This is a genomic window from Streptomyces sp. NPDC058326 (assembly GCF_042879855.1).
GTDB lineage: Bacteria > Actinomycetota > Actinomycetes > Streptomycetales > Streptomycetaceae > Streptomyces.
This window is the reverse complement of record NZ_JBHVZO010000023.1, coordinates 17,054-40,896: the sequence shown is the minus strand read 5'-3', so window position 1 is coordinate 40,896 and position 23,843 is coordinate 17,054. Positions and strand designations below refer to the sequence as shown.

Below are 23,843 nucleotides of genomic sequence, written 5' to 3'. Positions count from 1 at the left end.
CACTGTCTGTCAAGTCCCCAGGAGGGGAGGTGCCCCGTGTCCGACGAGTCCGACGAGACCGACGGCGGGACCTTGGTCCACGGCCCGTGGAGCGGTGATTCCACCTACGAGCTGCCGCCGATCCCGGATTTCATCGACACCATTCCGCCGCCGGAAGACGTCCCGGAGGCTCCCCCGGAAACCCCGGAGGAGACCACCATGGAACTCCCCGCAGTTCCGGCGGCTCCGGACCCCGCACTGGCGATGCGTTCCGAAGGAATCGCCCCGCCGGTAGTCGAGGAATCCGAAGGCGAATACGAGGAAGGCGAATACGAGCAGCGCCGCTCTCTCGCCGACCGCCTCGGTGACTGGCTGGAATTCCGGCTGGAAATGGCGCGGGCCAATCACGAAAGCGAAGCGCCTTTCCGTGAGGCTGAAATAGCGCGGCAGGCTGCGCTGATCGAGGGTCGCACCGCGCAGGAAGTCGCGATGATGGAGCAGAACGGAAAGCTCCACGCCGCGATGATGAGAGCGAAGGGCGACAAGGCGGCGGCGCGCGGAAAGGCCGACGCCGACCGCACGAAGGCGTCCGGCTCGGCGTCCGGCTCCGGGATGGGGACGGACAAGGGCCGCTCGAAGGCCGGCGGCGGTGGCGGCTCCTCGCGCGGCGGAGGCGGTGGCGGGCCCTCCCGCACCAATTCCGGCGCCGGGCCGAACCGGACCGGGCCGTCGCGCGGCTCCAACTCCGGCGGCCCTGGTGGCCGTTCGGGGGCCGGAGTGACCGGGGGCGGCGGAGGCGGCAAGGGCGGCGCGAAGGGCTCCGAACGGGGCTCTGGCGGCCGCGCAGCCGGTTCCGGGCGCGACGGGTCGTCCGGGGGATCGAAAGGCTCTCAGACGGGCTCTGGCGGCTCCGGTCGCAGCGGCAACTCCAAGGCCGACGGCGGCGGTCCGGCGTCCAGCCCCCGTGCCGAGCGGGCCCGCGGCCGCCAGGAGCGCGCCGGGGCCCGGCAGGCCGGGCGGCAGGAACGGCGCACCGCCGGGCACGCCGCCGACGTCGCGGACCGGTCCAAGGACCGCGACCAGGCTCGCTCCCAGAAGCAGCAGGCGTGGGAGGACCGCCGCGCCAAGAGGGCGGCGCGGGCGGATGCGCGGAAGGCGAAGCGGGAAGCTGCGGCGTCGGCCGACCCGGGCCGCACCACGCTGGGCCAGGCCCTGGGCGAGGAAGCCCAGCGCCGCTTCGACAAGCGCCGCGCCGACGCGAAGGCCGCGGCCGAAGCGAAGGACGCCAAGGCGGCCGGGGCGGAGAAGGTCAGCCTGACCAAGGAGAAGGACACCAAGGACTCCAAGGCCAAGGGCACCGACGGGAAGGACTCCAAGACGGCCAAGGACGGCCCTGACGGGGCCTCTGGCGCCGCGAAGGACGGCAAGTCGGGCGACGAGCCGGACAAGGATTCCAAGGCCGGTGACGGGGCGTCTGACGGCGCGAAGAAGCGGCGTCGGTTCCGGCGCCGGCGCACCGCCGGAACGGGCCGGGCCGGACGGCGCGGACGTACGAGCCGAGCCGGTCGCACCGGCCGGGCGGGACGCGGTCGTACGGGACGCTCCGGTCGTTCCGGCCGCAGGTCGGACAGCCCGTTCGGCGCGGAGGACTCCACGCCGACGGTGGAGTGGCCCGACCGTCCCACCCGCCCGCCGCGCACCGGCACCACGAGCGGCGAGGACGACATCGTCGACGCCGACATCGTCCCCGACGGACCCGCGGCCGTCACGACCGGCGTGCGGGGCCTGCCGCCCGCGCCGGAGCCGCACACCGCCCGGCCCGGCACCAGCCGGCCGACAGTCACGGAAGGGAGCAGCGTGAGCAGTTCGCAGGTCAGCAGGCCGTCCGGCAGCGGCGGCCTGGCCGCCCAGCACCGCACGGACATCACGTTCGACGAGTACCTGATGGAGATGGCGAACATCGCCATCCAGGCCGCCTCCGACCAGGAGCGGGCCGAAGCCCTCGCGGAGGCCCTGGACCAGGTCGCCGACGCCCTGCGGGACATGGCCACCGACCTGGTCGGCGACCACAACGTCAGCACCCAGGTCACCGAGCTGATCTCGGACCTGGCCGACTCCGCGGCCCGCATGAAGCAGCAGGCCGAACGGTGCGCGTCCGAGTGCGGGCTGGCCCTGGAGGCCGCCAAGCTCGCGGCCGGCATGGTCGCCCGCGTGTACGGCGAGGACATGGCCGCCAAGGAAGACGCGGGCCTGACGTACGCGTCGGCCGCCGCTCACCACGACTAGAAGCAAGGAGGACACCCGCCAATGAGTGATCTCGCACCCAACACCGGCGGCTCGGCGCCCGCTGTCGCCGACGGCGACAACCGCTACAAGGCCGTCCAGGCCAAGCTCGACGCCCTCGGGCGCGCGCTCGACGACGCCGGGCTCGGCCTCGAGGAGCTCGTGCGCAGCGTCCGGAGGAACGCCAAGCGGGCCGAGGACGTGGCCCGCGACATCGACAACGCCGGACTGGACGCGAAGTTCGTGGAGCTGACCAGCAACGTCGCCGTCGCCCTTGGCGGCGCCGGGGTGCAGGTCAAGAAGCTCTCCGACACCGCGCAGGAGACCGCCGAGCTCACCCACCAGACCCGGCGCACCCACGCCCGGCTCTACGGCGCGCTGGACGACATCCGCTCCGGCCGGCGCGAGAAGACGCCCCGGCCCGGGTTCTTCAACCGCTGACCCCTACTCCCCCACCCCGCCACGGGCGGCCCCGCACACCAGCGGGGCCGCCCGTGCCCGTTCCCCCTGAAGGAGAAGCTCGGTGGCCACGCCGCGCAGTGTCACGCTCGAACGCCTCGCCTACACCCTCGCCGCGCCCGTGCTGGCCGTGGCCCCGAACCTCTACCCCGACAGCCCCGTCAACCAGGTCGTGCAGCTCGCCGGCGCGGCCGGGATCGGCGGCTGGGTGCTCGCCGCCAAGAGCGACGAGACCGGCGCCGGACGCAAGATCCTGCGCTGGACGCCGCTGGTCCTGGCCGCCGCCGTCGACGTCGCCGCCAAGAACACGATCGGCTGGGGGCCGTACGGGATGGACGGGCTGCTCGCCGCCGGATGGGCGGCGCTCGGCCTGCTGGTGCTGCCCTACTCCCGGCACTCCCGCCGCCGCCACCGTCCCGCCCTCGCCGCTCCCGCCCCGCAGCCGGCGCCCGCCGAAGTCCCTGAGCCGGTGGCCCCGCCGGTGGTGGACGACGGCGCGGACCTGCTCACCCGCGAGGTGCGGATGCTGTGGGAGAACGCCGGGATGCCCGGCCGCACCCACGTCGTCAAGGCCACCCGGCACCCCGGGCAGCGGCACGACCTGACGATCCTGCTGCGCGCCTCGGAGACCGGACGGCCGATCACCGGCCTCACCGAGGCCGCGGTCGCCGCCCCGTTCGCGGTGCCCTCCAGCGACGTCGTGCTCTCCGAGGTCGCCATCCAGCCCGGCCGCCAGGGCGGCCCCGGCTGGATGGAGGCCCACATCACCCCCGACGCCAACCAGCGACGTCGCACCAAGCCGACCGACCAGGAGAAGTGGACGGACAAGGTCGGCTCGCCCAAGGGCGGCGCCCCCGGCTCCGAGCTGGTCCACACCACCCGCGACAACGAGCGCGGGGTGACGTTCTACCGGGCGCGGATGGCCGACTCCACCGAGACTCCGCGCATCGACCTGTCCAAGGTCTGCCGCGGCCTGGGCCTGCCCGATGACGACAGCCGCGTCTTCGTCCTGGTCGAAGGGTCCGAGTTCCTGATCAGCGTGTTCGACACCCCGCCGCTGTCCCCGAAGTTCCCCGCCACCCGCGAGCTGCTCACCCCTAACGCCAAGGGCATGTACGTGTGCGGGTTCAGCATCACCGGCCAGCCGGTGCACAACTTCGTGTTCCAGCACGACAAGAACGCCGCCAAGCACGGCCTGGTCCTCGGCGTCACCCGCGGCGGCAAGACGCAGTTCTTCGCCGTCACCATGGTGGCCGAGTCCAACGCCGGACAGATCGTGTGGCTCTCGTCCTGCTTCAAGGACGAGAAGACCACCGCCCTGGGTGAGTTCATCGACCGCCAGGGCATCACCCCGCTCTACATGGCCCGCCAGCTGCGCGCGGCCAAGGCCCTGTGCCAGATCCGGGCGGAGATGCCCTGGGCGCACGACGGCAAACCGCACGACTACAAGCCCGGCGACCCGCGCTGCCCCTACAAGCAGCTCAACGTCTACGCGGACGAGTTCATGACCGCGAGCCAGGACCCCGAGTACGGCGAGTTCATCCAGGCCGACGGCGACGCCCTGACCGTCATGGGCCTCAAGTACGGCATCGGCTTCAACCCGGCCGGGCAGTCGCCGTTCGCGCACAACGGCTTCTCCACGGAGATGAAGGACAACCTCCGGCAGAACTCGAGGCCGGTCATCTTCAACATGGGATCGCCCGGCGCCACCCGCAAGGCGGCGGAGGGCACCATGGAGAACGCCTACGACGTCCCGACCATCCCCGCCCGCTACGCCCCCAAGGAAGGCAGCGCGATCGAGCGGGCCATGGCCGGCGAGGCCGAGCCCGAGAACGGCGTCTCCACCGGTGGCGTCGCGGTCGTGGTCCTCGACAACGGGCGGGCCGTCCTGATGAAGGCCCTGTACGTGGACTTCGACGAGGACCTGGGCGACCTGTTCCCCAGCGAGGTCCACCGGCTCACCGACTACGAGACCGAGGAGCTGACCAAGCTCGGCCTGTGGTTCGACTGGAGCGAGCCCGAGCCGCGGCCCGGCGAGTTCTGGCCCGAGCCCGACGAGGACGACGACGGCGACGGCAAGCCCCGCCGGCGTGGAGGCGGCGGCAAGGGCGGAGGCGGGCGCGGCTCCAAGAGCGCCCGCCGCGCCGAGCCGAAGGTCACCTCGCCCCGCCAGGCGCTGGAGGCCATCAAGAGCCTCACCGACGCCTGAACCACCCCGCCCATCACCCCGGGGCCGGCCCGCCCGAACGGCGGCCGGCCCCCCCCGTTCTTCGCGAAGGAGTACCCAGCCCGTGGCCCTGTCCATCTCCGCCGCCGCGCTGCTCGCCATCATCGTCGTCGTCCTGGTCAAGGGCGGACATGTCCGCTTCGGCCCCGCGCTGACCTGCACGCTGTTCGGCTTCACCCTCGCCGCGACCGGCCTGGCCCCGGCCATCAACACCGGCCTGGCCGGGATCGCCGGACTGCTCGCCAGCTTCTGACCTACGCCTCGGTCCACGGAGGGTCGGGCGTGTAGTTGAGCCCCTCGCAGAAGCGGCAGTCCCACTCCGACGGGATCTCCCACTTGTCGACCCAGAAGCCGACCTGCCTGCCGACGAAGTAGTTGTCCCCGCCGCACCAACCGCAATCGAAGACGAACTCCACCCGAATCCCTCCACCGCGCTGCCGGATCGAGGATGCCCGGGGCGCCGGGCGGTGACTACCCACCCGCCAGCCACAAACCACCTGCTGCACAACGCCGAAGGGCGCCGCCGGACACCACTTCCGGCGACGCCCTTCCCCGCTGCGCGCGACCACTCCCCCACGCGCCCTCCCCGCCACCACGGCCCGGGAGGGCGCGCCCCTTTCCCGCGTGATCGGAGACCCCCTGATGGACCCCCTGCACACCACCCAGTCCGGCCTGCCCGAGTCCGAAGCCGCCGCCGAAGCCCGCCGCCTGCTCGACGAGTGGGCGGGCAAGCCCGTCCGGCAGCACCCCACCTCCTACCGCGACGACACCACGCCGCCGGCCTTCGGTACCACCCCGCCCGTGCCGCAGCCCGACCACCGGATCGTCCCGGCCTGGGCGGCCGGGATCGCCGTCGCGAGCATCGGCGTGGGCGCCGGGATCACCGGCATCGGCTGCGGCGCCTGGCTCGTCCTGCAGGGCCTGGCCTCCGTCAGCCTCGCCGGGGTCCTCATGGTCACCCTGCCGTTCGCGGGCCTGGCCATGGCCGCCACCGCCATCGGCGGCGCGATCAGCAAGGCCCGCGCGGCCGTCACCAAGAACGTCTACGAGGGCCCGGTCACCCACCACACCGAGATCCACAACAACAGCACCACCCGCGGCGCGTTCTTCGCCCGCACCCGCAACAACATCCACTGACCCGCCCACCATCACCCGCCTTCCGGCAGAGGAGCAGCCCCACCATGACCCACAACGACAAGCAGCCGGTCAACGGCCAGGACAACCCGAACTTCTTCGACCTGTTCAACCAGCTGCCGCCCGTGCCGCCGGCCCCCGAACTCGACAGCCAGCACGGCACGGGGCGCTTCGGGTGGCTGCGCGCCGCGTGGAAGACGTCCTGGAGGGAGGGCGGCTTTCTCTACGAGCGGTGGGAGGAGGTCGGCCAGGCCCGGCACGTCAGCTGGCACGAGGCCGCCAACTGGATCAAGGCCGCCCTCCTGTTCGGCGGGCTCAGCCTCATCGTGCTGATGCTGGACGCCGCCGGCGACATCACCTCCGCCACGCTCAAGGCCCTGTCCGACGTCCCGGCGTCCGGTGCCGGAGAGGGCAGCGGCCTGTGGGGCACGGTCGACCACCCGATCAGGGTGTTCCTCGCCGACCAGGCCGCGCACCTGCCGGTCGCCCCGGCCGCCCTGTACGCGTTCTGGCAGCTGACCGGGCTGCTCGGCCTGGTCGGCGGGTTCTTCGGCAACGCCGGAGCCCGCATCGCCTGGCTGCTGTTCGGGATCGGATCCCTCGCCATGATCTGGTCCGCGACCCCGGCGGGAGGTCGCGCCGCCGCCACCGGGCTCGCCGCCCTTATGTGGGCGCTCGCCAGCATCTTCGCCCTGCGCGGCCTGAGCCTGCGGCCGATCGTCCACAACCACCCGCCGCAGTACCAGTTCAACCCGGCGGTCCACCTCCACGCCACGATCCCCGCCCCCGCCCCGGCTGGTGACGACTACGGCGACGAACCGGACAACGTCCACCCGCTCCAGCGCTGAACCCCGCTTGCCGCACCGAACTGACGAAGGGACATCCCATGCAGTTGAAGGACACCGAGTTCCGCATCGGCACCTTCCACGGACGCCACGACGGCGCCCCGGTGAAGATCACCGCCGTGCGCGACGGCACCCGCCCCGAGCCGTACTTCTGGCTGTGCAGCTGTGGCGCCGGACGCTCGTTCCCCACCGAGGAGGGCGTGTTCCCCAGCGCCTGGCGGCACACCCACCCCACGCGCCTCGACCGGCTGCGGCAGTGGACCGCCCGCCGACTGCGCACCCGCCGCGCCCGCTGACCTGACGCTCTGCCTGGCCCTCGCCCGCCCCGTCCCGCACGGGGTCGGGCGAGGACCGGACAGGCCGCCCGGCCGCACGCACCATCCCAACCGCGAGCGACAAGGAGACCCCGTCTTGGCGAAAGCCCCGACCGTCATAGGCGTGCTCACCGAGCCCCCGGCCCCGACCTGGTGGAAAGCCAACCGCCACAAGGTCTTCGGCATCGGCGGGCTGCTGATCGGCTACCTGATCGGCACCCACCTGCACGGCGCCCCTCCGGACCAGTCGGAGACGCCCCGGCCGGGCCGCACCGCGCCCGCAGAGCACCGCACGGCGCACGGCCTCGCCGCATAACCCGCCCGTCCGCACCACCCGCCGCGCCCCGCCGACACCAGCACCACGTCGGCGGGGCGCAGCGCTGCCCGCCCGACGACTGGAGGAGACCGCTCGTGCTCATCCCCCGACCGCGCCGCCGGATCGGCCGGCCCCGCCCGCAGCGCCCCGGACCCCGCTACCCGCAGCGCCCCGCCCAGCTGCCCGGCGCCTGGAGCAGGTGATGGACGACCAGGACCAGGACCTGGTCGACGTCGACCTCTACGACCCCGGCGACGGCTCTCTACCGGTCTACCGGTGGAAGCAGGCCGGGCGCGCGAACCTCGCGACCCGCCGCCAGCTGCGCGAGATGGGACTTCGCCCGGGAGGAGCGGAGCCCGTCGCCCGGATCGAATGCCGTGGCGGCAAGCGCTTCGCGTGGCTGTACCGGATCGACCTGGCGAAGCCCAAGTTCCCGATGACCCTCGCGAAGGAAGCCGCGCTCGACAAGGCGATGGCTGCTCGCCAGACGTGTCCCGGCCCCTGTGGCCGGCGCTATTTCCACTGCCTTCCCTTACGGACCTTGGGCTCGTGCCTGGAGTGCTACGACGGCACGCCCGCCGACCCCGCCTCCTACACCGCTCCCCCGGCCCCGCACCTTCTGGCCGCCTGAACCGAGAGGACCACCTCATGCAGGCTCACCGTCTCGCCGTCTTCGCCGCCCTGCTCGGACTGACCCGCGCCGCCAGCGCCGCCGGCGACTTCTGGGTGCAGAGCGACTTCTGCGCCCGGGTGAAGGGCGCGTCCGACGACCACCCGGTCACCTACGTCGACCCGGCCACCGAGGAGAAGACCACCCACGGCACGGCCGACGGCCGTAAGGCGTGCCTGGAGCACTGCCTGACCTACGTGGCCACGCAGGCGATCGTCGCCGGGCTCGGCGCCCGCGCGCTCGGCATCAAGGTCCACCCGGCCGCGGCCGCGACCGCCCTCGCCATCTCCTTCGGCACCCACTACGCCGCGGACCGGCGCGTCCCGGGCGAGGGCCTGCTGGAGAAGCTCGCCACCAAGACCGGCAAGGGCGGCTTCTACAAGCTCGCCGACTTCGGCATGAACGGCGCCTTCCACTTGGACTCCGCCTGGCACCACGGCTGGGAGACGGTCGCCGCCCTGGTCGCCACCTCCGGCGCGAAGTCCCGGTAGCCGGCCGCCCCGCACGCTCCCCCGTCCGCGCCGCCCGGCCGGGCATCACGAACCACCTTGCTGAACCGGCCCGCTGCCTGGCGGGCCGCCCTCACCCATCCCGAAGGGAACCCGCTGTGCGCGCTTCCGTACGCCGCTCCATCCAGGCCCTGCTCGACGGCGCCGACATGGTCACCATGCTGGCCGGTGCCGTCAGCGGCGCCGTGGTCGGATACACCTACTACCCGGCCACCCTCGACGCCGACCTGCGCCTGGCCGCCACCGGCGCCGTCGCGCTCGGCGGCACCTTCCTCTTCACCACGGTCGTCGACGCGCTGCTCGCCCCGCTGCGCCGCCGCTTCGCCCAGGCCGACGTCGCCGAGATGCGGGTCGCCGCCCAGACCCGCGCGGCCGAGGCCCGCGGCGTCGCCGTACCGGGCGGCCTGAGCGAGGCGCTCGACCAGGTCACCGCAGCCGCCGAGGACGACGCCGCACGCCGCGCCGCCCAGGCCGCCTACCGCATCGACCTCAGCGACCAGCTGCTAAGCAACCCCGGCCGGTGGCGCGGCTACACCAACGGCGAGGCCACCTACTACCTCGCCCCCGGCACGGTCCTGCACTACAGCCGCGAGGAGAGCGAGCGCGGCATCGCCGAGCCCCGCTACACGCTCCTGACCGCCGACGACCCGACGCCGGTCCCTGTCACCAACGTCCGGGACATCCTTGACGACCTCGTCCCGCGCGCCCGCAAGACGGCCGAGGCCCTCGACGCGGTGGCGCCGAGCACGGTCTGACGGCTCCCTGTGCCGCCCCTGGCCCGCGTACCACGCGGAGTTCGGGGCGGTGCGGAGGACCGGACAGCCCGGCCCTGGCCGCCACATCGGCCTCGCTCACCGTGCAGGAGACGACGATGACCGCCACCGTGCTCACCGCCGAGACCCTCATCCGCCGCTACGCCGACGACATCGCCTACGTCGCGCAGCAGCCCCCGGCCACCGACCTCGCCGCCTTCATCAGCCAGCTCGACACCGCCGCCCCGCGCTACGAGGCGGCCGGCATCAACGGCCACGAGGACCTGGAGACCGCCTCGTCCTACCTCGACGAGGCCCTCAACAGCACCGACGACACCGCCCGCAACGTGTTCCTGAACCGGGCCCACGAGCTCCTGCGCCCGCTCGTGTGGGACATGACGCAGGAGTACCGCACCGACGTCGGCGACTGACCCGAACCACCCCGGCCCGCTCCGCGTGCGCCCCGCCTCCCCCACGCCTGGACGGGCGGGGCGCACCGGCCGGCGGCCTCCCTCCTCACCGCTGCCCTCGCTCTCTGCCTTCCGGCGCTCGCACCCCGCCCTCGCGACAGGAGAACTCGCGCTCATGGCCCGTACCTTCACCGCCACCCTGCAGCCGCTCGACACGACCCTCCCCGACCCCGCGCTGATCGTCCTGATCGGGGCCGCCGGCTCCGGCAAGTCGACCTTCGCCTCCACCTGGCCCAGCACCCAGGTGCTGGAGCTCGACGCGTTCCGGGCGGTGGTCTCGGACGAAGCCGGCGACCAGGCCGCCACGGCCGACGCGGTCGCCGCCCTGCGGACCGTCCTGGAAGCCCGCCTGACCCGCAAGAAGACGACCGTCGTCGACGCGACGCATTGTGAGCGCGCCGTGAGGGCGGGTCTGGTGCAGGCCGCGCGCCGCCACGGCGTCCCGACGGTCGCGGTCCTCATGGGCACCCCGGTCTCCCTGTGCGTCATCCGGCAGACCGCCCGCACCCCCGACCGCGCCGTGCCCGCCGACACCGTCCGCGCCCAGCACGCCGCCGCCGTCACCGCGTTCCCCGGCCTCCGGGGCGAGGGCTTCGACCACGTCGTCTTCGCCGACCAGCTTCACCGCCTGGAGCCGCTGCTCCAGCGGGCCAGCGACGCCCGCCGCGCCGACCTCGGCTGGGACGGCCACCGGGGCCTCGGCTCCCTCCTCCTCGTCCGTCGGATCTTCGGGGACGCGGTCCTGCCGCTGTGGCGGTGGGTGGAGGGCTCCACGCTCGCCGGCGGCGACCGCGTCGCCGAGATCACCCTCGGCGCCGACCGCCTCCAGCTCGCCCTGCGCACGGACATCGACAGCGAGGGCGACTACGGCTTCGACCTGCTGACCGCCTGCCCCGTCGACGACGAGTGCACCGCCCCGGCCTGGACCCCCGCCCACTCCGTCACCACGCTCCTCGACGCGCTCACCGGCTCCCTCACCGACGCGGACACCGTCTGCACCGTCCACGGCGGCGACCAGGACGACCAGGACGACGACCTCGAGGACCTGGCCGCGCCGTACACGGACGCGATCCGCGCCTGAGCCGCGCCCCAACACCTCGCCGGACAACCACAACCCGCCGCGCCCCGGCCACGCCGGGCGCCCGCCGTTCATCAGGGAAGGACCCCCGGGCATGAGCATCACGATCACGAACACCTACGGCACCCCGCACAACGTCAGCGAGACCAACCCCACCTACGTCACCAGCTGCGACCGGTACCGGCTGCCCCTCGTCGGCACCATCGCCCCGGGCACCCCCGGCTACGAGGACATGGTCGAGATGCTGCGGGAGAACGACCACGACACCCGCCCCGAGGGGTACGGGCTGATCTTCCTGGAGTCCGAGGAGTTCTCCGCGATCTACTTCGGATCGATCGAGCAGATCGAGCAGTACAAGCGCGACAACGCCAGCGGCACCGCGTCCTTCGACCCCTCGCAGGGCGTCACGTACGGGAAGTGGCCCCACGGCAAGGGCTGGGACGACTTCATCCCCCGCACCTTCTGGAACGTCAAGGCCCGCGGCGGCATCGCGGACGGCGTCGGCCTCGTCACCGCCTTCGCCCACACCGAGATCCAGGGTGCCGAGGTCGTCGTCTACGAGTTCGAGGGCACGTGGAGCCGCGGCGGTGAGCCGCAGCAGATGGTCACCTACCACTGCACCGCCTGCCACCTCGACACCTTCCACAGCGGTGGCGACGTGCACGAGAACACCGGCCCCAGCAGCCGCCGCTGGGCCGCCCGCCAGGCCCGCCAGCACATCGTCAGCGCCCATCGCAACGGCGTGGGCACCACCAACAGCGCCTGCCGCCCCAACAACGGCGAGATCCTGCGCGCCGTCAACGCGGTCGCCCGCGACATGTGGGGCACCCAGGGCAACGCCCTGCCGGACACCGACGACGCGTACTGCGCCACCAAGGGCCCCTGCTCGATCATCCGCGAGCTCCGCGCCGGCAGCCGCCCGCCCGTCTACCGCGCCTGACGGACACACCGCCCCCGCTCCGCCCTCTCCTTCCGGCTCTCGCCGGGCCGGGCCCCCTCCACCAGGCCCGGCCCGCTCTTCTCCCGCGTGAGGAACACCCACATGCACCTCGCCCCCGCCGCCGACCGGCTGCCCGAGATCCGCGCCCGCCTCGCCGCCCTGCCCGACACCGCCTGGCGCCAGCGCCCCGGCGACTGCGGCCTGATCGAAGACCACACCGGACAGCCGGTCGCCGTCCTCGGCACCAGCGGCGACGTCCCGCTCCCCGCCGGGGAGTTCATCGCCCACGCCCCGGCCGACATCGCCTGGCTCCTCGCCGAGGTCACCCGGCTGCGCTGCCGGGACGCCATGGTCACCGCGCTCCACCAGCAGCTCGACCGCTCCGGCCACCTGCTCTCCACCCGGCAGATCGCCACCCTCATCGGCCACCCCGGCAGCCCCCACCACCAAGCCCCCACCGCCGCCGACAGGAGCGCCCGATGACGTACCGCACCGACAGCGCCGAACCGGACCGGGACGACTACGACCTGGCCCGCCGCCTGGTCTGGGAGCGCGGCTTCGCCAAGTACGACGCCGACCCCGAGGCCGAACTGGAGCGCCGCGTCCACAAGCTCTTCACCGAGGACGAGCACCGCCGGGCGCTGGCCTACCTCGCGGCCAGCGAGCAGGACACCGACCGCCTCACCGCGATCGAGGCCGCGCTCGGCGAGGACACCACCAGCGACACCGCCTGGCTCGTCGGACAGCTCCGCATCGCCTGGGCCCGCCTCGACGAGCTCCGCGACCGGATCGACAACTCCGGCACCCTGATCGACCTCCACTACATGGCCGAAGGCATCAACTACGTCCGCGGCTCCCGCGTCCAGAACGAACTCAAGGACACCGTCCGATGACCACCACCGACACCGACCCGACCATGCGGCCCGACCCGCTGGAGCGCCTCGGCGCCGTCCTGATCGAGCGCCTGGGCGGGGCCTGGGTGCCCGACACCCGGCCCGGCGACCGGGCGGTCGCCCTCGTGCACACCGTCACAGACCGCAGGGTCGGCGCCGACCCCTACCAGGGCCAGATCCTCCTGCAGGCGTGGACGAAGGGCACCACCGCTTTCACGCCGACCGGCGCCTACACCCCGCCCCTGACCGGCCAGGAGGACCTGGAGGGCTGGCTGTCGACCGGCGACCTCACCGAGGCGAGCGCCGTGATGGCCGCCGTGGTCCACCAGCTCCTCGCGCAGCTGCCCGCCGAACCCGGTGACGCGGCGGCCGAGGAGGTCCTCGCGACCAAGGCGAGCGAGCTCGCCGAGAAGGCGACCGAGTTCGCCGCCCAGCTGATCCACCGGCAGCCCGTCCGGGCCGCCGCGCGCGAGATCTACCGCCTGGTCGCCCAGATGGTGGAGACGGCCGACGTCGTCGACGACCGCCGCGGCTACTGAGCACGTGAGAGCACTCCGTGCCGCCCTCCCCCGAGCCGACGTGGCTCCGGGGCGGGGCGGACGCGATGGCCCCTCACGGCCTGTTCAGCACACCGCCGGACCACCGGCACCCAGACACAGAAGTACCCCGAGGCAGACGTCATGGCGTCCAAACCGGCGCCTGCCCCGGGGCTGAGCCCGTCCCGTACACGACGAGAGGGAGACCCCAGTATGGACCCCGTCACACAGCTGCGGACCCGGACGACCCGGATCGGGACCCGCGTACTCCTGCTGACCACCGCCGCCGTGCCGCTCACCGGCTGGGCCGTCCACGCCACCGCCCTGCACCGGCGCCTGGCCGCCACGAAGCGCGACCCGCTGACCGGCCTGCTGCGCCGCGACGCCTACACCCACCGCGCCCGCCGCCTCCTGGCCCGGCACGGCGACAACGCGGTCGTGGCCATGGTCGACGCGGACCATGTTGACCGGACTAGTGGCAAGCAACGATCGGCTCGGTCACGCGGCCGGCGACAGCGTGCTCGCCGCGTTCGGGGCCCGCCTCGCCGCGTGGGCCGGTCCGGCCGCCGCTGTCGGGCGTTTGGGTGGCGACGAGTTCGCGCTTGTTCTGGAGCTGCCCGCCGCTCGCTGCGTCCAGCGCCTGGAGCAGCTGGTGCGGATGCTGCACACCCCGGTCGTCCTCGACGACGGCCGGACCGTCGGCGTTGCCGCTTCGGTCGGCGTCGCCACCCCGGCCGCGGTCGCCTCCCGCGACCTGAGCCTGCTTCAGCGGGCCGCTGACACCGCGCTGTACGAGGGCAAGCACTCCGGCCGGGCACACTTCGCCACCGCCGCGCACGCCTCCGTGCCGTCCGTCAACGGCCGCCGCGCCGGGCGCCCGGGAACGGCTTCGTGGGGACGGGCCGCATGAGCACTGCCTCTCTCCCCGAAGGCGACTGGATCCGGGGCATCACCATCAGGCAGCCCTGGACGGCCGCGATCCTGGCCGGACACAAGACGATCGAGAACCGCCCCCGGCCCTGGCGGCCGGGCTGGGTCCTGCTGCACGCCGGCGGGCAGATCGACCGCCGGGCCCGGCGGGACCCGCTCGTCGCCCACGCGGTCCGCGGCCGCGAGCTGGTGACCGGCGCCGTCCTCGGCATCGCCCGCATCGCCGCCCTGCACCAGGACCCCGACGGCGCGGCCCCCTGCACGCCGTGGTCGCTCCCCGGGGCCTGGCACCTCGAGCTCCGGGACGTCCAGGAGCTCGCCCTGCCGGTCCCCGCGACCGGACAACTCGGCCCCTGGCGCCCGACGCCGGACCTCCTGGAACGCGTCCTCGACCAGCTCCCCGGCTTCCGGCCATGACCACCCGCCGCACGACACCCGCACCGCCCGAGCCGCCCGCCGCGCCGGTTCACCTCCTGGACTGGCGCGACGCGTCGCACTTCGCCCGGCCCGAGCGGTGCGTGCTGTGCCGCCAGTTCACCCCGCTGCGCTCCCACGATGGCGAGCCCGTGCACAAGACGTGCGCGGAGAGCTGGAACGCCGCCAACCCGGGCGCAGCCCGGTTCGTCTCCGACCCGCCCAAGAGCGGCAAGGGCAAGGACCACGCCTGACTTTCCCCCTCCACCGACTGGAGGCACCTGTGAGCGACACCGACCACTCCGTCGACCACGCCCTGGCCTACCCCGAGCCGCCGGCCTCGCCGCTGTGGCACCGCGACGGCCCCCGGCCCCGCCGGCTCACCCCCGAGCAGCAGCGCCGTAACCGCGAGCTCCTCCTCCTCGCCCAGCGCCGCCCGCGCCCGACCACCACCGCCGAGGCCGCGTAGGAGGCCGCCGTGTTCGACGACTTCGCCGAAAGCGCCAAGGCCCAAACCCTGGCCCTGAACGCCAACACCGACGACGAACAGGGCGCCGCCGCCCGCACCGTCGCCCGCCGAGCCCACGACAAGGACGACCTGGCCCAGCTCCTGAACGTCCTCGGTCTGCCTGACGACCCCGACACCCTCACCGACCTCTTCCCTCTCCTCCCGGAAACTAGAGACGCACCCATGAACATCAACCCCACCACCGCCGGTTCGACCCGCTCCGCGCACAAGGCCGTCGCGCTGTCGATGCACGCCGACGGCGCCAGCGAGGAGGCCATCCGCGAGGCCACCGGCCTGAGTGAGACCGAGCTGAGCGACCTCATCGCCGACAAGGTCCTCGACCTGCCCCGCGCCGACGCCTTGGTGCTGGGTCGGCTCTGTTCGCGGAACAGCTCTCCTCATCCCTGCTGGTCGCCCTGGGCATACCCGGCGCAACCTAGCCTCCCAAGCCAGGACCTGGGGAATTACGTGAACTTACCCCTGGGGAATAACGCGATCGTCCACAGTGCGGTCATGGCTTCGCCGTAGCGGTGCGTCGGGTCCGGAAGGCGGCGCGCGTCGGGGCTGTCCTACTCGGCCGGCAGACGGAGCATCGGTTCGAAGGCCGTGTCCTCCTCGCCCTCGACCGACGGGAGGAAGCCGTCCGGGACGGTGCGGGCGGCCGTGGTGAGGAGGCGGGCCAGGACCTCGGGCTCGGTGGCCGGGGGGAGGCGGAGGGCGGCGAGGAGGCGGTCGCGGACCTCGGGGTGGTCCGGGTTGTCCTCAAGGTAGTCGGCGTTGAGCGCGGGGGGACGGAAGCCGGCCAGGGCGTCGTGCCAGGAGGGGAGGACGATGGCCAGGGTCAGGGCCTCGGCGAGGGACTCCGCGATGAGGGAAGCCTGGCCCTCGGAGTCGGTGTAGAGGACGGGGCGGACACGGTCGGAGCCGGCCGGGCCGCAGAGGTAGTGGGTGCCCCCCGCGTTGCAGCCGGCCACGGGCTCCACCGGGAGACCGGCCGGCAGGGCGATCGACTCGATGGGGTCGGTCCGCGTGAGGTCGAACTCGCCGTCGCAGGCAAGGTACGCCTCGGCCTCGGGGTCGGCGGCGATCCGGCGGAGCAGGGCCTCGTCGGAGAGGGCGGCCGGATTGAGGCCGCGGGCGGTCTCGGGGGTCAGGGGGTGGCCCGCGAGGACGTGACGGACGATGTCGAGGGGGACGGGCCGCCCGTAGTCCTCCTCGAAGTGCGCCTGGACGGTCTCGGAGGAACGGTCGGTGAGGAGGCGGAAGAGGTGCCCAGAGCCGTCCGGGTCCGGGCTGCCCGCGGGGAACTCGATGTCCGAGCCGGTGCGCCAGGCGCTGCCGCCGGTCTCCCACCACAGGCAGGCGGTGACCCGCGGGGCGCCGAGGCCCTCGTCGACGAAGGCCGGGTCCTCCAGGAGCGGGCGCAGCGCGGCGGGCACCTCGTCGATGACACCGGGCCAGACCTGTTCGTCATCCGTGCCGTACGGGCTCATCTCCGACTCGTGGTCGAAGCCGCGGACGAGCACACCGGCCGGGGTGAAGAGGATGGAGAAGTCGTCACCCGACCCGTTGTCCATCAGGGCCGCCTCCGTCCCAGGCCCCCAGGTGGTGGAGAAGGAGTAGCGGGAGAACCGCGGGTCGCGGCAGATCGCCTGGTCCAGCACGGCCAGCGCGCGCAGGTGTGCGCGGAGCTCGGCGGGGTCCGGGAGGAGGGCGGCGGTCGTGTGCACGGTGTCCATGGGCTCATGTAAGCAGTCGGCACTGACACGCCCCGCATCCTCGGGGGGCGCCGGCCTTTTCGCGTTTCAAAGCCCCGCCTCCCTGCTGTCGGCGCCCGAAGTGGACTCCCCGACTGAGGGGCAACGCCCTCACCCGGGAGTGCGGGGCCCCTCTGCGTTTCGGCGGCTCCGAGCGGGGGCTATCACGGCGTGATAGGTCTACGTGTCCTCTGGCCCGAGTAGGGGGTTATCACGGCGTGATAGGGCCACGTGCCCACTGTTCCCAGTGAGGGGCTATCACGGCGTGATAGGACTGGGAGAGTTCGTAACTTTGGTTACGTGTCGATGGCTGAAGATGATCTAAGTCGTTAGTAGAGTGACGGCCATGACGTCACCTGAAACGGGCGGCGACCGGCTGAAGGTCGTCACCAAACTCACGAGCAGCCTCCGGCAGGAACTCAAAGTCCGAGCTGCCCTCCACGGCCTCGACATGCAATACGCCGTCGAAGCGGGCATCATCGCTTGGCGCGGACTCGGTTCGAACCTTCCGCCCGTCGACACCACAGGCTCGGAGACGTACTCCACCTTCCTCCCCGAAGAGCTGTGGAACGGCTTCCGAAGTGACGTCAGGACCCGCGGTGTATCCCTCACCCAAGGCCTGTCCCAGGCAATCACCCTCTGGCTCGACACTAACCCCGTTCCCGAGGTGAAGCGGCCCGCGATCGTCCGACGCATCGTCGTCTGCAACCAGAAGGGCGGCGTCGGCAAGACCGCCATCACCGCTGGTCTCGGCGAAGCCCTCGCCGAAGACCCTGCCGCCCTCGTCCCGGTCCGCGTCTCCAAGCACTTCGCCGCGCTCCTCGAGGACGAAGACAGCACCAACGACCCGCTCGCGCTGGAAGACCTCCCCGGTCTCGGACAGCGAGTCCTTCTGGTCGACTTCGACCCCCAAGGCCACCTCACCAAGCAGCTCGGTCACGAACCGCTCGCCATGGACGGCGACTCTCTCACCAACCACATGGCCGGCGATGCCAAGGGCGAACTGAGCGACCTCATCGTTGCCGTAGGCGAGAACCATTTCGGCGACAGGCTCCACCTCTTGCCCGCATGCACCGACGCCTTCCTGCTCGACGTCCGCCTCGCCTCCGTACGAGCCCGCGAGTCCGCCCTCGAGCGCGCACTGCGAGCCGTCGAAGCCGACTACGACGTCATCCTGATCGACTGCCCGCCGAGCCTCGGACTCAGCATGGACGCCGCGTCCTACTACGGCCGACGCCGCGACAACGAGGCAGCCGGCAACTCGGGAGTCCTCATCGTTGTCCAGGCCGAGGACAGCAGCGCCGACGCCTACGGCCTGCTCACCTCCCAAATCGAGGACATGCGAGGCGACCTCGCCATCGACATCGACTACCTCGGCCTCGTCGTCAACCACTACGACGCCCGCCGCGGATACATCGCCACGTCCTCCCTTCAGTCCTGGATGGACATAAAGGATCCCCGCATCGTCGGCGTCATCGGGGACCTCAAGGAGCAGAAGGAAGCCGTCCGCGCCAAGCGCCCCCTCCTCGCCTATGCACCCCGCTGCGAGCAGTCCGTCGCCCTCCGAGCTCTCGCACGGGAGATCAGCAAGTGAGCAAGGCCAAGAACCTCGGCGCCGGCGTCTCCTTCGCACAAGCACGCCCCATCAGCGCCCGTCGCGCAGCAATCGGCGCCGCGACCGACGCACCCACGGCCGGAGTACCCGACCCCACCGAGCTCCCGCTCCACCTCATCAGCCAGAACCCTGACAACCCACGCGAGGAACTCCGCGACCTCGACGGCCTCACCGACAGCGTCCGCGAGATCGGCCTCGTCAACTCCATCACCATCGCCACGATCGAGGCCTACCTAGCAGCCCGCCCCGACCGCGCAGAGAGGATCGACGAAGGCGCCCGCTACATCGTCGTCGACGGCCACCGCCGCCTCGAAGCCGCACGACGAGCCGGTGCGCAGGTCATCCGGGTCAGCGTCAACAACGACCTGGTCGCCACCGACGAAACCCTCCTCGAAGCCGCGTTCGTCGCCAACGTTCACCGCGACGACATGAACCCCATCGAGCAAGCCCACGCGCTCAAGCAGCTCGTCAAGTTCTACGGTTCCCAGAACAAGGCAGCCAAGAGGCTCGGCATCGGGCAATCCACCATCTCCTCCAAGCTGTCCATCCTCGACCTCGCCCCAGCGCTCCAGTCCGACCTCGTCGAAGGACGCCGGACGATAGAGCACGTCCGCAACCTCGCCAAGCTCTCCCCCGAGGAACAGCAGGCCAAGGCCGACGCCCGAGCTGCGGCTGCCGAGAAGAAAGCCACGGCCAAGCGGGAGCTATCACGCCGTGATAACTCCCCCACAGAGGAGTCCGCTGCGAGCACGACGCCATCACCGAGGAACGAGACGGCGGCAGACCTATCACGCCGTGATAACCCCAGGAGCGCACACACCACGGGCGACGACCTCCCCGCTCAGAGAAGCGGCGCGGATCTTCAGGAGGGGGCTTCTCAGCAGGTCTCCGTCCAGCCCGCGGTCAACACCTCCCCGGATCCCTTCCAGGGCGGCGAGGTGCCGTGGCATGACGGAGCGGCCCTCATGGACATTGCGTTTGGCCGCCTTGAACCCGCCCAGCGCAGCAAATTCATCCTGCGCTACTTCCGGCGGATCTCCGGAGTTGAGGCCGTCATCGCAGACATGAGGGGAACCCTTCCCGCTGAAGCCCGCTCCTCTCTCGCGGCGATTCTTCAGCAGGTCTCCAAGGGGCTTCTGGAGGACGCGTAACCCGTCGCAGAGACCCCTGCTCACCACCGCGAGTGTGGAGAGCAGGGGCCCGGGGGGTGCAGAGTTCTACCGCTTGCTGCGCCCGGGGCGACCAGTTTCCTGTGCGACTCCGCGCTCGGCGATGTCCCGGCCGACGAAGTGCCACGTGGGCTCCGGCCTGCCGTCCATGGCGGGGCGTCCCATGAGGCCGGCCACCAGGTCCAGTGCCTCCTGGGTGACGTATCGATCGGGGTCGGGGGACTGGAGGTGACGGCGCAGCAGATCCGGATCGATGCCCTGCTCCTGGAGGTAGACGGCGACTGCACCTACGAGCAGGAAGTTGTAGGCCAGGGCGTCCGTGAGGGAGTAGAGAACCAAGCGATTCCACTCGCTGGGGCGGTCGGCGTTCCGACGGGTCCTTTCGACGGCTTCGTCGAGGTGCTTGTGCCCTGAGCGCGTCATCGACTGCACGAGCGCGATCAGCTCTCCCGGTACAACTACCGGAGCCGGACCGGCGGACGAAGTCGGAAACCCGCTTCGCGCGCGCGGCGCGGGTGGGAGAGTGTCGCGAATCGCCTGGAGGGCTGCACGGCGGTTCAACCCGGACAGCTCCTGGTGCTGGCGAGCATCGTTCTTACGTGCGTGGGGCGGCATACCCGGTCCTTCCTCGCGCCATCCCATGAACGGGCGCTGACCGTGGTCAACTACGAGCTGATCTGCTGCGATGACGCGGAGCGTCTAGGGCCTACCAGTCCCCTGCTCATGGGGGCAGGAACACTCAGCCGGGCACCGTCGCGGCAGAAGTCCTGCGGCACCAGGCACCCCAACGAGTTCACCGGACCTGTGGTCACGGTTCTGCACCGAGACCGGGGCTCAGGCCACCCACGCGACCGGCTGACAGCACCCCCGCCTGACGGCGCTGGCTCAAGGGCTGGGGGAACGCGGCGACGGAGAGGCAGATCAGCGAACGCCCCTTGCCAGCGCGACGGAAGGGAAGACTGCAGGGTATGGAGAGTTTCTTCGCGAGGGTGAGCCGTTCTGGCCAGCGGGCCGTAGTGATCTGCACTGGCACATCCTGCCGACCTCGGGCTGAGGCCGACGCCCTCGGCCTCCTTGCCCATCACGCTCTACAACCCCAAGTCCGAAGCCGCCATGGCCTACGTCAAGGTCGGCAGGGCGATGAAGCTCTACGGCTGACCCGTCTTTACGGCGTAAAGAACCCGGTCCCTCGGCGGGCCGGGTTTCTCCCTTTCGTCAGCCCACTCAGGGTCAGACCAGGATGATGTCGGGGGAGGGCATCGCGTCGGCTGAGGAGCACGGCCAGGGCCTGCGCCTCGGGGGCGTCCAGCGTCACGCGCGTCCTGTGGGGCCGGTGCCCCGGGACCAGGTCAGTTCGTAGACGCCCGGTGCTCGCTGGATGCGCATCGCCGAGGCCGGGTCTTCCTCGCCGCCGAGTGGGCGTAGTTCCAGGAGATCACCGGCCCTGCCGACGGAGGCGGCCGCCCCGAAGGCACTCGAGGACTCCACCGCGCACAACGCGTTCCTGGCCGACCGAGAGCGCGGTCGCGGAGTGCCGCCGCCGGTATGCGCCGGTGATCCTGGGCCGCGGGCAAGGAGGCCGAGGCTACAGCCGGCAGGTGTACGCCACCGAGCGCGGCAAGCCGGGGTACCAGTCCATGCCCGATGGCGACGCGCAGCCCTGCGTGCCGCGACCGAGGCCGCCGCGAAGGCGTCGAAAGACCTACAGCTGCTGCTGGATCAGGTAGAAGGCCAGGCCGACGAGGCCAGCGCCTGTGGCGTAGGCGCCGCCGCGCAGGGCGCTGGAGAGCAGGGCGGTTCGGCGGCGGGCCATCCACCGCTGGGCACGGGTGATTCGTCGGGCGGGGCTGGTGTCGTGGTCCGTGCCGCGGTCGAAGTACGCGACAGCCGCAGGTCGCCGGCGTCGGCCCCGGCTCCCGTGGAAGCGGGGTCGGTCGCCGCGAGGGGGAGGCGGTGGGGGTGTGGCGTTGGGCATGGGAAGTTCCTTTCTGTGGGCATGGCGAAGGGAGCCCTTGTGGGTGGTCACTGTGGACCCCCTCGAGGGCTCCCTTTTGTGTAGAGATCTTCGGTTGGGCCTCCGGAGCTACCGGGGGCAGGAGCTGTGGCTTGTTGGGGTGGTGTCCCTACCGGTGGGGCGCGGGGGACCGGAAGGGGTGGTGGGGGCGGTTCACCGGGCGAGTTCCTTCGGCAGTCGGGCGGAGCCCAAGAAGACCCTCATGTCCCAGGGCATCTCGCGGGCGAAGCCCTCGGCGATCTCGGTGCTGCGCCGTACGGGCTGTGGTAGGTGGTGGTCGGCGAAGCCGAGCATCTGCGCGCTGGCCCTCCACACCCGGGCGTCCGGGCTCTGTCCGACGGCGGCGTGGTGGGCTGCGAGCAGGTGGGCGGCCAGGGGGTCTCCGGCTCCGGCGGCGAAGCGCCACCAGTACAGGGCGCTCTCGCGGCGGTCGATGCTGTAGAGGAGGCAGGCGAAGGTGCGGGCGCCGGCCTCGTCGTAGTCGGCGGCGAAGTCGGCGAGGGTGTCGATGTCGTCGGAGCGCAGGACGTTCTCGCACAGCACCTGCACATAGGCCAGGACGGCGAACTGTGACGCGGCCGGGTCGGAGGTGATGATCGGGGTGGGGCGGCGGCGGACCCTGCGGTGTCCGGGGCGGATCGATCCGCGCGGGTGGGTGGTGAAGGCGCCGGGCCCTTGGGCCGGCGGCGGCAGCTGGGCCGTGGGCCGTACGAGGGTGTCGGTGTCACGACATTCCGCCTCGCGGCGCTGGGTGGTCTCGGCCGCGGCGTACGAGACGCGGGCAGGACGGCGGGTCTCGTGAGCGATGCGGGTGGCCAGCCGGTCCATGAAGTCGTCGGTGTCGTGCTGGTCCGCCTGTTCTCGCAGGTAGCGAACCTGCCTCGCGAGGAGGTCTTCCAGCATCAGCAGTCTCCTTTCTCGGTGTCCAACGGCTCGGCGAGGAGCTCCTTGAGCTTTCTGTGGCCCCGGGAGGCCGCGGTCTTCGCCGCGCCGTAGCTGATGTCCAGCTCCCTGGCGATGTCCTCGTAGCTCTCACCGAGAAGCTTGTGCATCTCCCAGCAGAACGCCTGCTGCGGCGAGATCTTCCGCAGCGCCTCCAGGGCCCGGTCGAGCCGGTCCTGGTCGCGCAGCTCGATGAAATATGCCGCGTCAGGGCGGTCCGTGAAGGCCATCTCGCGCCCGGCGTGGCGGGCCTGAGCCCGGTAGAAGTCAGTGATCTTGTTGTCGAGGATCCGTAGGACCATGGCCATGGGATTCGCGTGGGCCAGGATGCGCTCCCACTTGCGGTACATGATCAGCGCGGCGTCGCTGAGGGCCTCGTCGGCGTCGCGCCGGTCGACGAGCCGGTTGAGTGCGATCCGGAAGAAGCGGTCCTTGTTCTGGCGGAAGAAGGCATCGAACGCCACGTTGAGACCGGCGCGTTCGGGGTCGGGCTCGATCAAGTCGGGCCCCTGGCCGAAGGGATCGTTCACGGCTGTGCCCACCCTTCCCCAGGGTGGGCTCCGGACGGCTGAGCCCAGACAAGCAGCGGGAAGATGCTGCAGTCCGGGAGGGCCGGCTGATCCGTGCTGGACTGGGGCGGCTCGGTAGCCCCCTGCCGGGCGATGGGGGTGGTTTGCCGTACGACGGCTTCGAAGCACACCGCGATCATCCGGTAGACGCCGACGACTATCGCCGGCGCGTACCAGGGCCAGTGGAGCTCCATGAAGCCTCCTTCATCAGACAGTTGAAGTCCGGAGGCTGCGACTCTGCAGCCCTCGAACAGAACACAACGTGTTCTCACCCTTACTCACCGAGACGGAGTCCCCTCCGAGTTACCTCTGGGACGCACGTTCTCCCTGGAGGGTGCCAGTCCGATTACTCACAGTGCCCATGACCTGCACTTCTACGTCGAATGAGTGAGGCACATCACAGTCCCTTCCGGTTTGATCGCCATCGCACGCCACCGGCGCACCACCCCTTCAACCAGCTTGTGGGAGCGAGACTCTTCCCCGGCCCCCTCGACCGCGCTCCCGCGCACGCCCCCTGCCT

Annotated in this window: 30 protein-coding genes; 24 read left to right on the top strand and 6 right to left on the bottom strand. The window is 71.7% G+C overall.

All coding sequences use genetic code 11. The features are described from left to right. Positions 1 to 36: 36 nt before the first annotated feature. The 4 genes from ACFVYX_RS31305 (at position 37) to ACFVYX_RS31290 (ending at position 5,201) form a co-directional block, all read left to right on the top strand. Entirely contained in the window at positions 37 to 2,265 is a 2,229-nt protein-coding gene (locus tag ACFVYX_RS31305) for an ATP/GTP-binding protein (RefSeq protein ID WP_389684851.1), read from the top strand. A 21-nt stretch (positions 2,266 to 2,286) separates the two neighbouring features. Beyond that, entirely contained in the window at positions 2,287 to 2,703 is a 417-nt protein-coding gene (locus ACFVYX_RS31300; protein ID WP_389684850.1) for a conjugal transfer protein TraB, read from the top strand. A gap of 82 nt (positions 2,704 to 2,785) precedes the next feature. Beyond that, positions 2,786 to 4,930 carry a chromosome segregation protein ParM gene (locus tag ACFVYX_RS31295; protein WP_389684849.1) on the top strand — a complete coding sequence of 715 codons (2,145 nt, stop codon included), beginning with the start codon at positions 2,786 to 2,788 and terminating at the stop codon, positions 4,928 to 4,930. 82 nt (positions 4,931 to 5,012) lie between these two features. Beyond that, positions 5,013 to 5,201 (top strand): hypothetical protein, encoded by a 189-nt coding sequence (locus tag ACFVYX_RS31290; protein ID WP_071908349.1) that lies wholly within the window; start codon positions 5,013 to 5,015, stop codon positions 5,199 to 5,201. 1 nt (position 5,202) lies between these two features. Here the strand turns inward: ACFVYX_RS31290 and ACFVYX_RS31285 are convergent, their stop codons facing one another. Next, positions 5,203 to 5,364: a hypothetical protein gene (locus ACFVYX_RS31285; protein ID WP_389684848.1), complete on the bottom strand. Its 162-nt coding sequence runs from the start codon at positions 5,362 to 5,364 to the stop codon at positions 5,203 to 5,205. Positions 5,365 to 5,590: 226 nt separating this feature from the next. On the opposite strand from ACFVYX_RS31285, the gene ACFVYX_RS31280 reads away from it, so the two are divergent. The 18 genes from ACFVYX_RS31280 (at position 5,591) to ACFVYX_RS31195 (ending at position 15,785) form a co-directional block, all read left to right on the top strand. Then, on the top strand, positions 5,591 to 6,085 hold the full coding sequence (locus tag ACFVYX_RS31280) for a hypothetical protein (RefSeq protein WP_389684939.1): 495 nt from the start codon (positions 5,591 to 5,593) through the stop codon (positions 6,083 to 6,085). A gap of 44 nt (positions 6,086 to 6,129) precedes the next feature. Beyond that, entirely contained in the window at positions 6,130 to 6,930 is an 801-nt protein-coding gene (locus tag ACFVYX_RS31275) for a hypothetical protein (protein WP_389684847.1), read from the top strand. 38 nt (positions 6,931 to 6,968) lie between these two features. Then, on the top strand, positions 6,969 to 7,223 hold the full coding sequence (locus ACFVYX_RS31270; RefSeq protein ID WP_389684846.1) for a hypothetical protein: 255 nt from the start codon (positions 6,969 to 6,971) through the stop codon (positions 7,221 to 7,223). Between the two features lie 115 nt (positions 7,224 to 7,338). Next, the gene (locus tag ACFVYX_RS31265; RefSeq protein ID WP_365333675.1) at positions 7,339 to 7,557 is read left to right on the top strand and encodes a hypothetical protein; all 219 of its coding nucleotides are present in this window, start codon (positions 7,339 to 7,341) and stop codon (positions 7,555 to 7,557) included. A gap of 202 nt (positions 7,558 to 7,759) precedes the next feature. Next, the gene (locus ACFVYX_RS31260; protein WP_389684845.1) at positions 7,760 to 8,188 is read left to right on the top strand and encodes an RRQRL motif-containing zinc-binding protein; all 429 of its coding nucleotides are present in this window, start codon (positions 7,760 to 7,762) and stop codon (positions 8,186 to 8,188) included. Positions 8,189 to 8,205: 17 nt separating this feature from the next. After that, positions 8,206 to 8,718 carry a hypothetical protein gene (locus ACFVYX_RS31255; RefSeq protein ID WP_389684844.1) on the top strand — a complete coding sequence of 171 codons (513 nt, stop codon included), beginning with the start codon at positions 8,206 to 8,208 and terminating at the stop codon, positions 8,716 to 8,718. 116 nt (positions 8,719 to 8,834) lie between these two features. Further along, positions 8,835 to 9,491 carry a hypothetical protein gene (locus ACFVYX_RS31250; RefSeq protein WP_389684843.1) on the top strand — a complete coding sequence of 219 codons (657 nt, stop codon included), beginning with the start codon at positions 8,835 to 8,837 and terminating at the stop codon, positions 9,489 to 9,491. Between the two features lie 116 nt (positions 9,492 to 9,607). Then, a complete protein-coding gene (locus tag ACFVYX_RS31245; protein ID WP_389684842.1) occupies positions 9,608 to 9,919 on the top strand; it encodes a hypothetical protein in 312 nt (103 codons plus the stop codon). Positions 9,920 to 10,073: 154 nt separating this feature from the next. Next, on the top strand, positions 10,074 to 11,039 hold the full coding sequence (locus ACFVYX_RS31240) for an AAA family ATPase (protein WP_389684841.1): 966 nt from the start codon (positions 10,074 to 10,076) through the stop codon (positions 11,037 to 11,039). A gap of 91 nt (positions 11,040 to 11,130) precedes the next feature. Next, on the top strand, positions 11,131 to 11,976 hold the full coding sequence (locus tag ACFVYX_RS31235) for a hypothetical protein (RefSeq protein WP_389684840.1): 846 nt from the start codon (positions 11,131 to 11,133) through the stop codon (positions 11,974 to 11,976). A 102-nt stretch (positions 11,977 to 12,078) separates the two neighbouring features. Continuing rightward, positions 12,079 to 12,459 (top strand): hypothetical protein, encoded by a 381-nt coding sequence (locus tag ACFVYX_RS31230; protein WP_389684839.1) that lies wholly within the window; start codon positions 12,079 to 12,081, stop codon positions 12,457 to 12,459. Beyond that, complete coding sequence (locus ACFVYX_RS31225) at positions 12,456 to 12,869, top strand: hypothetical protein (protein ID WP_389684838.1); 414 nt, start codon at positions 12,456 to 12,458, stop codon at positions 12,867 to 12,869. Before ACFVYX_RS31230 ends, ACFVYX_RS31225 begins: the two co-directional genes overlap by 4 nt. Further along, a complete protein-coding gene (locus ACFVYX_RS31220; protein WP_389684837.1) occupies positions 12,866 to 13,408 on the top strand; it encodes a hypothetical protein in 543 nt (180 codons plus the stop codon). The genes ACFVYX_RS31225 and ACFVYX_RS31220 overlap by 4 nt, the downstream gene beginning before the upstream one ends. 472 nt (positions 13,409 to 13,880) lie before the next feature. After that, on the top strand, positions 13,881 to 14,315 hold the full coding sequence (locus ACFVYX_RS31215; RefSeq protein ID WP_389684836.1) for a GGDEF domain-containing protein: 435 nt from the start codon (positions 13,881 to 13,883) through the stop codon (positions 14,313 to 14,315). Further along, positions 14,312 to 14,752 (top strand): hypothetical protein, encoded by a 441-nt coding sequence (locus ACFVYX_RS31210; protein ID WP_389684835.1) that lies wholly within the window; start codon positions 14,312 to 14,314, stop codon positions 14,750 to 14,752. The genes ACFVYX_RS31215 and ACFVYX_RS31210 overlap by 4 nt, the downstream gene beginning before the upstream one ends. Beyond that, entirely contained in the window at positions 14,749 to 15,003 is a 255-nt protein-coding gene (locus ACFVYX_RS31205; RefSeq protein ID WP_389684834.1) for a hypothetical protein, read from the top strand. The genes ACFVYX_RS31210 and ACFVYX_RS31205 overlap by 4 nt, the downstream gene beginning before the upstream one ends. A gap of 29 nt (positions 15,004 to 15,032) precedes the next feature. Continuing rightward, positions 15,033 to 15,218 (top strand): hypothetical protein, encoded by a 186-nt coding sequence (locus tag ACFVYX_RS31200; RefSeq protein WP_389684833.1) that lies wholly within the window; start codon positions 15,033 to 15,035, stop codon positions 15,216 to 15,218. A 9-nt stretch (positions 15,219 to 15,227) separates the two neighbouring features. Further along, positions 15,228 to 15,785: a hypothetical protein gene (locus tag ACFVYX_RS31195; RefSeq protein ID WP_389684832.1), complete on the top strand. Its 558-nt coding sequence runs from the start codon at positions 15,228 to 15,230 to the stop codon at positions 15,783 to 15,785. Between the two features lie 41 nt (positions 15,786 to 15,826). On the opposite strand, the gene ACFVYX_RS31190 is transcribed toward ACFVYX_RS31195, so the two are convergent. Further along, entirely contained in the window at positions 15,827 to 16,996 is a 1,170-nt protein-coding gene (locus ACFVYX_RS31190) for a hypothetical protein (RefSeq protein ID WP_389684831.1), read from the bottom strand. A gap of 364 nt (positions 16,997 to 17,360) precedes the next feature. Here ACFVYX_RS31190 and ACFVYX_RS31185 point away from each other — a divergent pair, with 364 nt between their 5' ends. Both ACFVYX_RS31185 and ACFVYX_RS31180 read left to right on the top strand, forming a co-directional pair. After that, positions 17,361 to 18,608 carry a ParA family protein gene (locus ACFVYX_RS31185; RefSeq protein WP_389684830.1) on the top strand — a complete coding sequence of 416 codons (1,248 nt, stop codon included), beginning with the start codon at positions 17,361 to 17,363 and terminating at the stop codon, positions 18,606 to 18,608. Further along, complete coding sequence (locus tag ACFVYX_RS31180) at positions 18,605 to 19,780, top strand: ParB/RepB/Spo0J family partition protein (protein ID WP_389684829.1); 1,176 nt, start codon at positions 18,605 to 18,607, stop codon at positions 19,778 to 19,780. Before ACFVYX_RS31185 ends, ACFVYX_RS31180 begins: the two co-directional genes overlap by 4 nt. Positions 19,781 to 19,846: 66 nt before the next feature. Here ACFVYX_RS31180 and ACFVYX_RS31175 read toward each other — a convergent pair whose 3' ends face one another. From ACFVYX_RS31175 to ACFVYX_RS31160, 4 genes are all read right to left on the bottom strand, one after another. Further along, complete coding sequence (locus ACFVYX_RS31175) at positions 19,847 to 20,137, bottom strand: hypothetical protein (protein WP_389684828.1); 291 nt, start codon at positions 20,135 to 20,137, stop codon at positions 19,847 to 19,849. A gap of 972 nt (positions 20,138 to 21,109) precedes the next feature. Further along, positions 21,110 to 21,286, bottom strand: coding sequence for a hypothetical protein (locus ACFVYX_RS31170; protein WP_389684827.1), 177 nt, complete (start codon positions 21,284 to 21,286; stop codon positions 21,110 to 21,112). 679 nt (positions 21,287 to 21,965) lie between these two features. Further along, the gene (locus tag ACFVYX_RS31165) at positions 21,966 to 22,715 is read right to left on the bottom strand and encodes a hypothetical protein (protein ID WP_389684826.1); all 750 of its coding nucleotides are present in this window, start codon (positions 22,713 to 22,715) and stop codon (positions 21,966 to 21,968) included. Further along, positions 22,715 to 23,284: an RNA polymerase sigma factor gene (locus ACFVYX_RS31160; protein ID WP_389684825.1), complete on the bottom strand. Its 570-nt coding sequence runs from the start codon at positions 23,282 to 23,284 to the stop codon at positions 22,715 to 22,717. Before ACFVYX_RS31160 ends, ACFVYX_RS31165 begins: the two co-directional genes overlap by 1 nt. Positions 23,285 to 23,843: the final 559 nt, after the last annotated feature.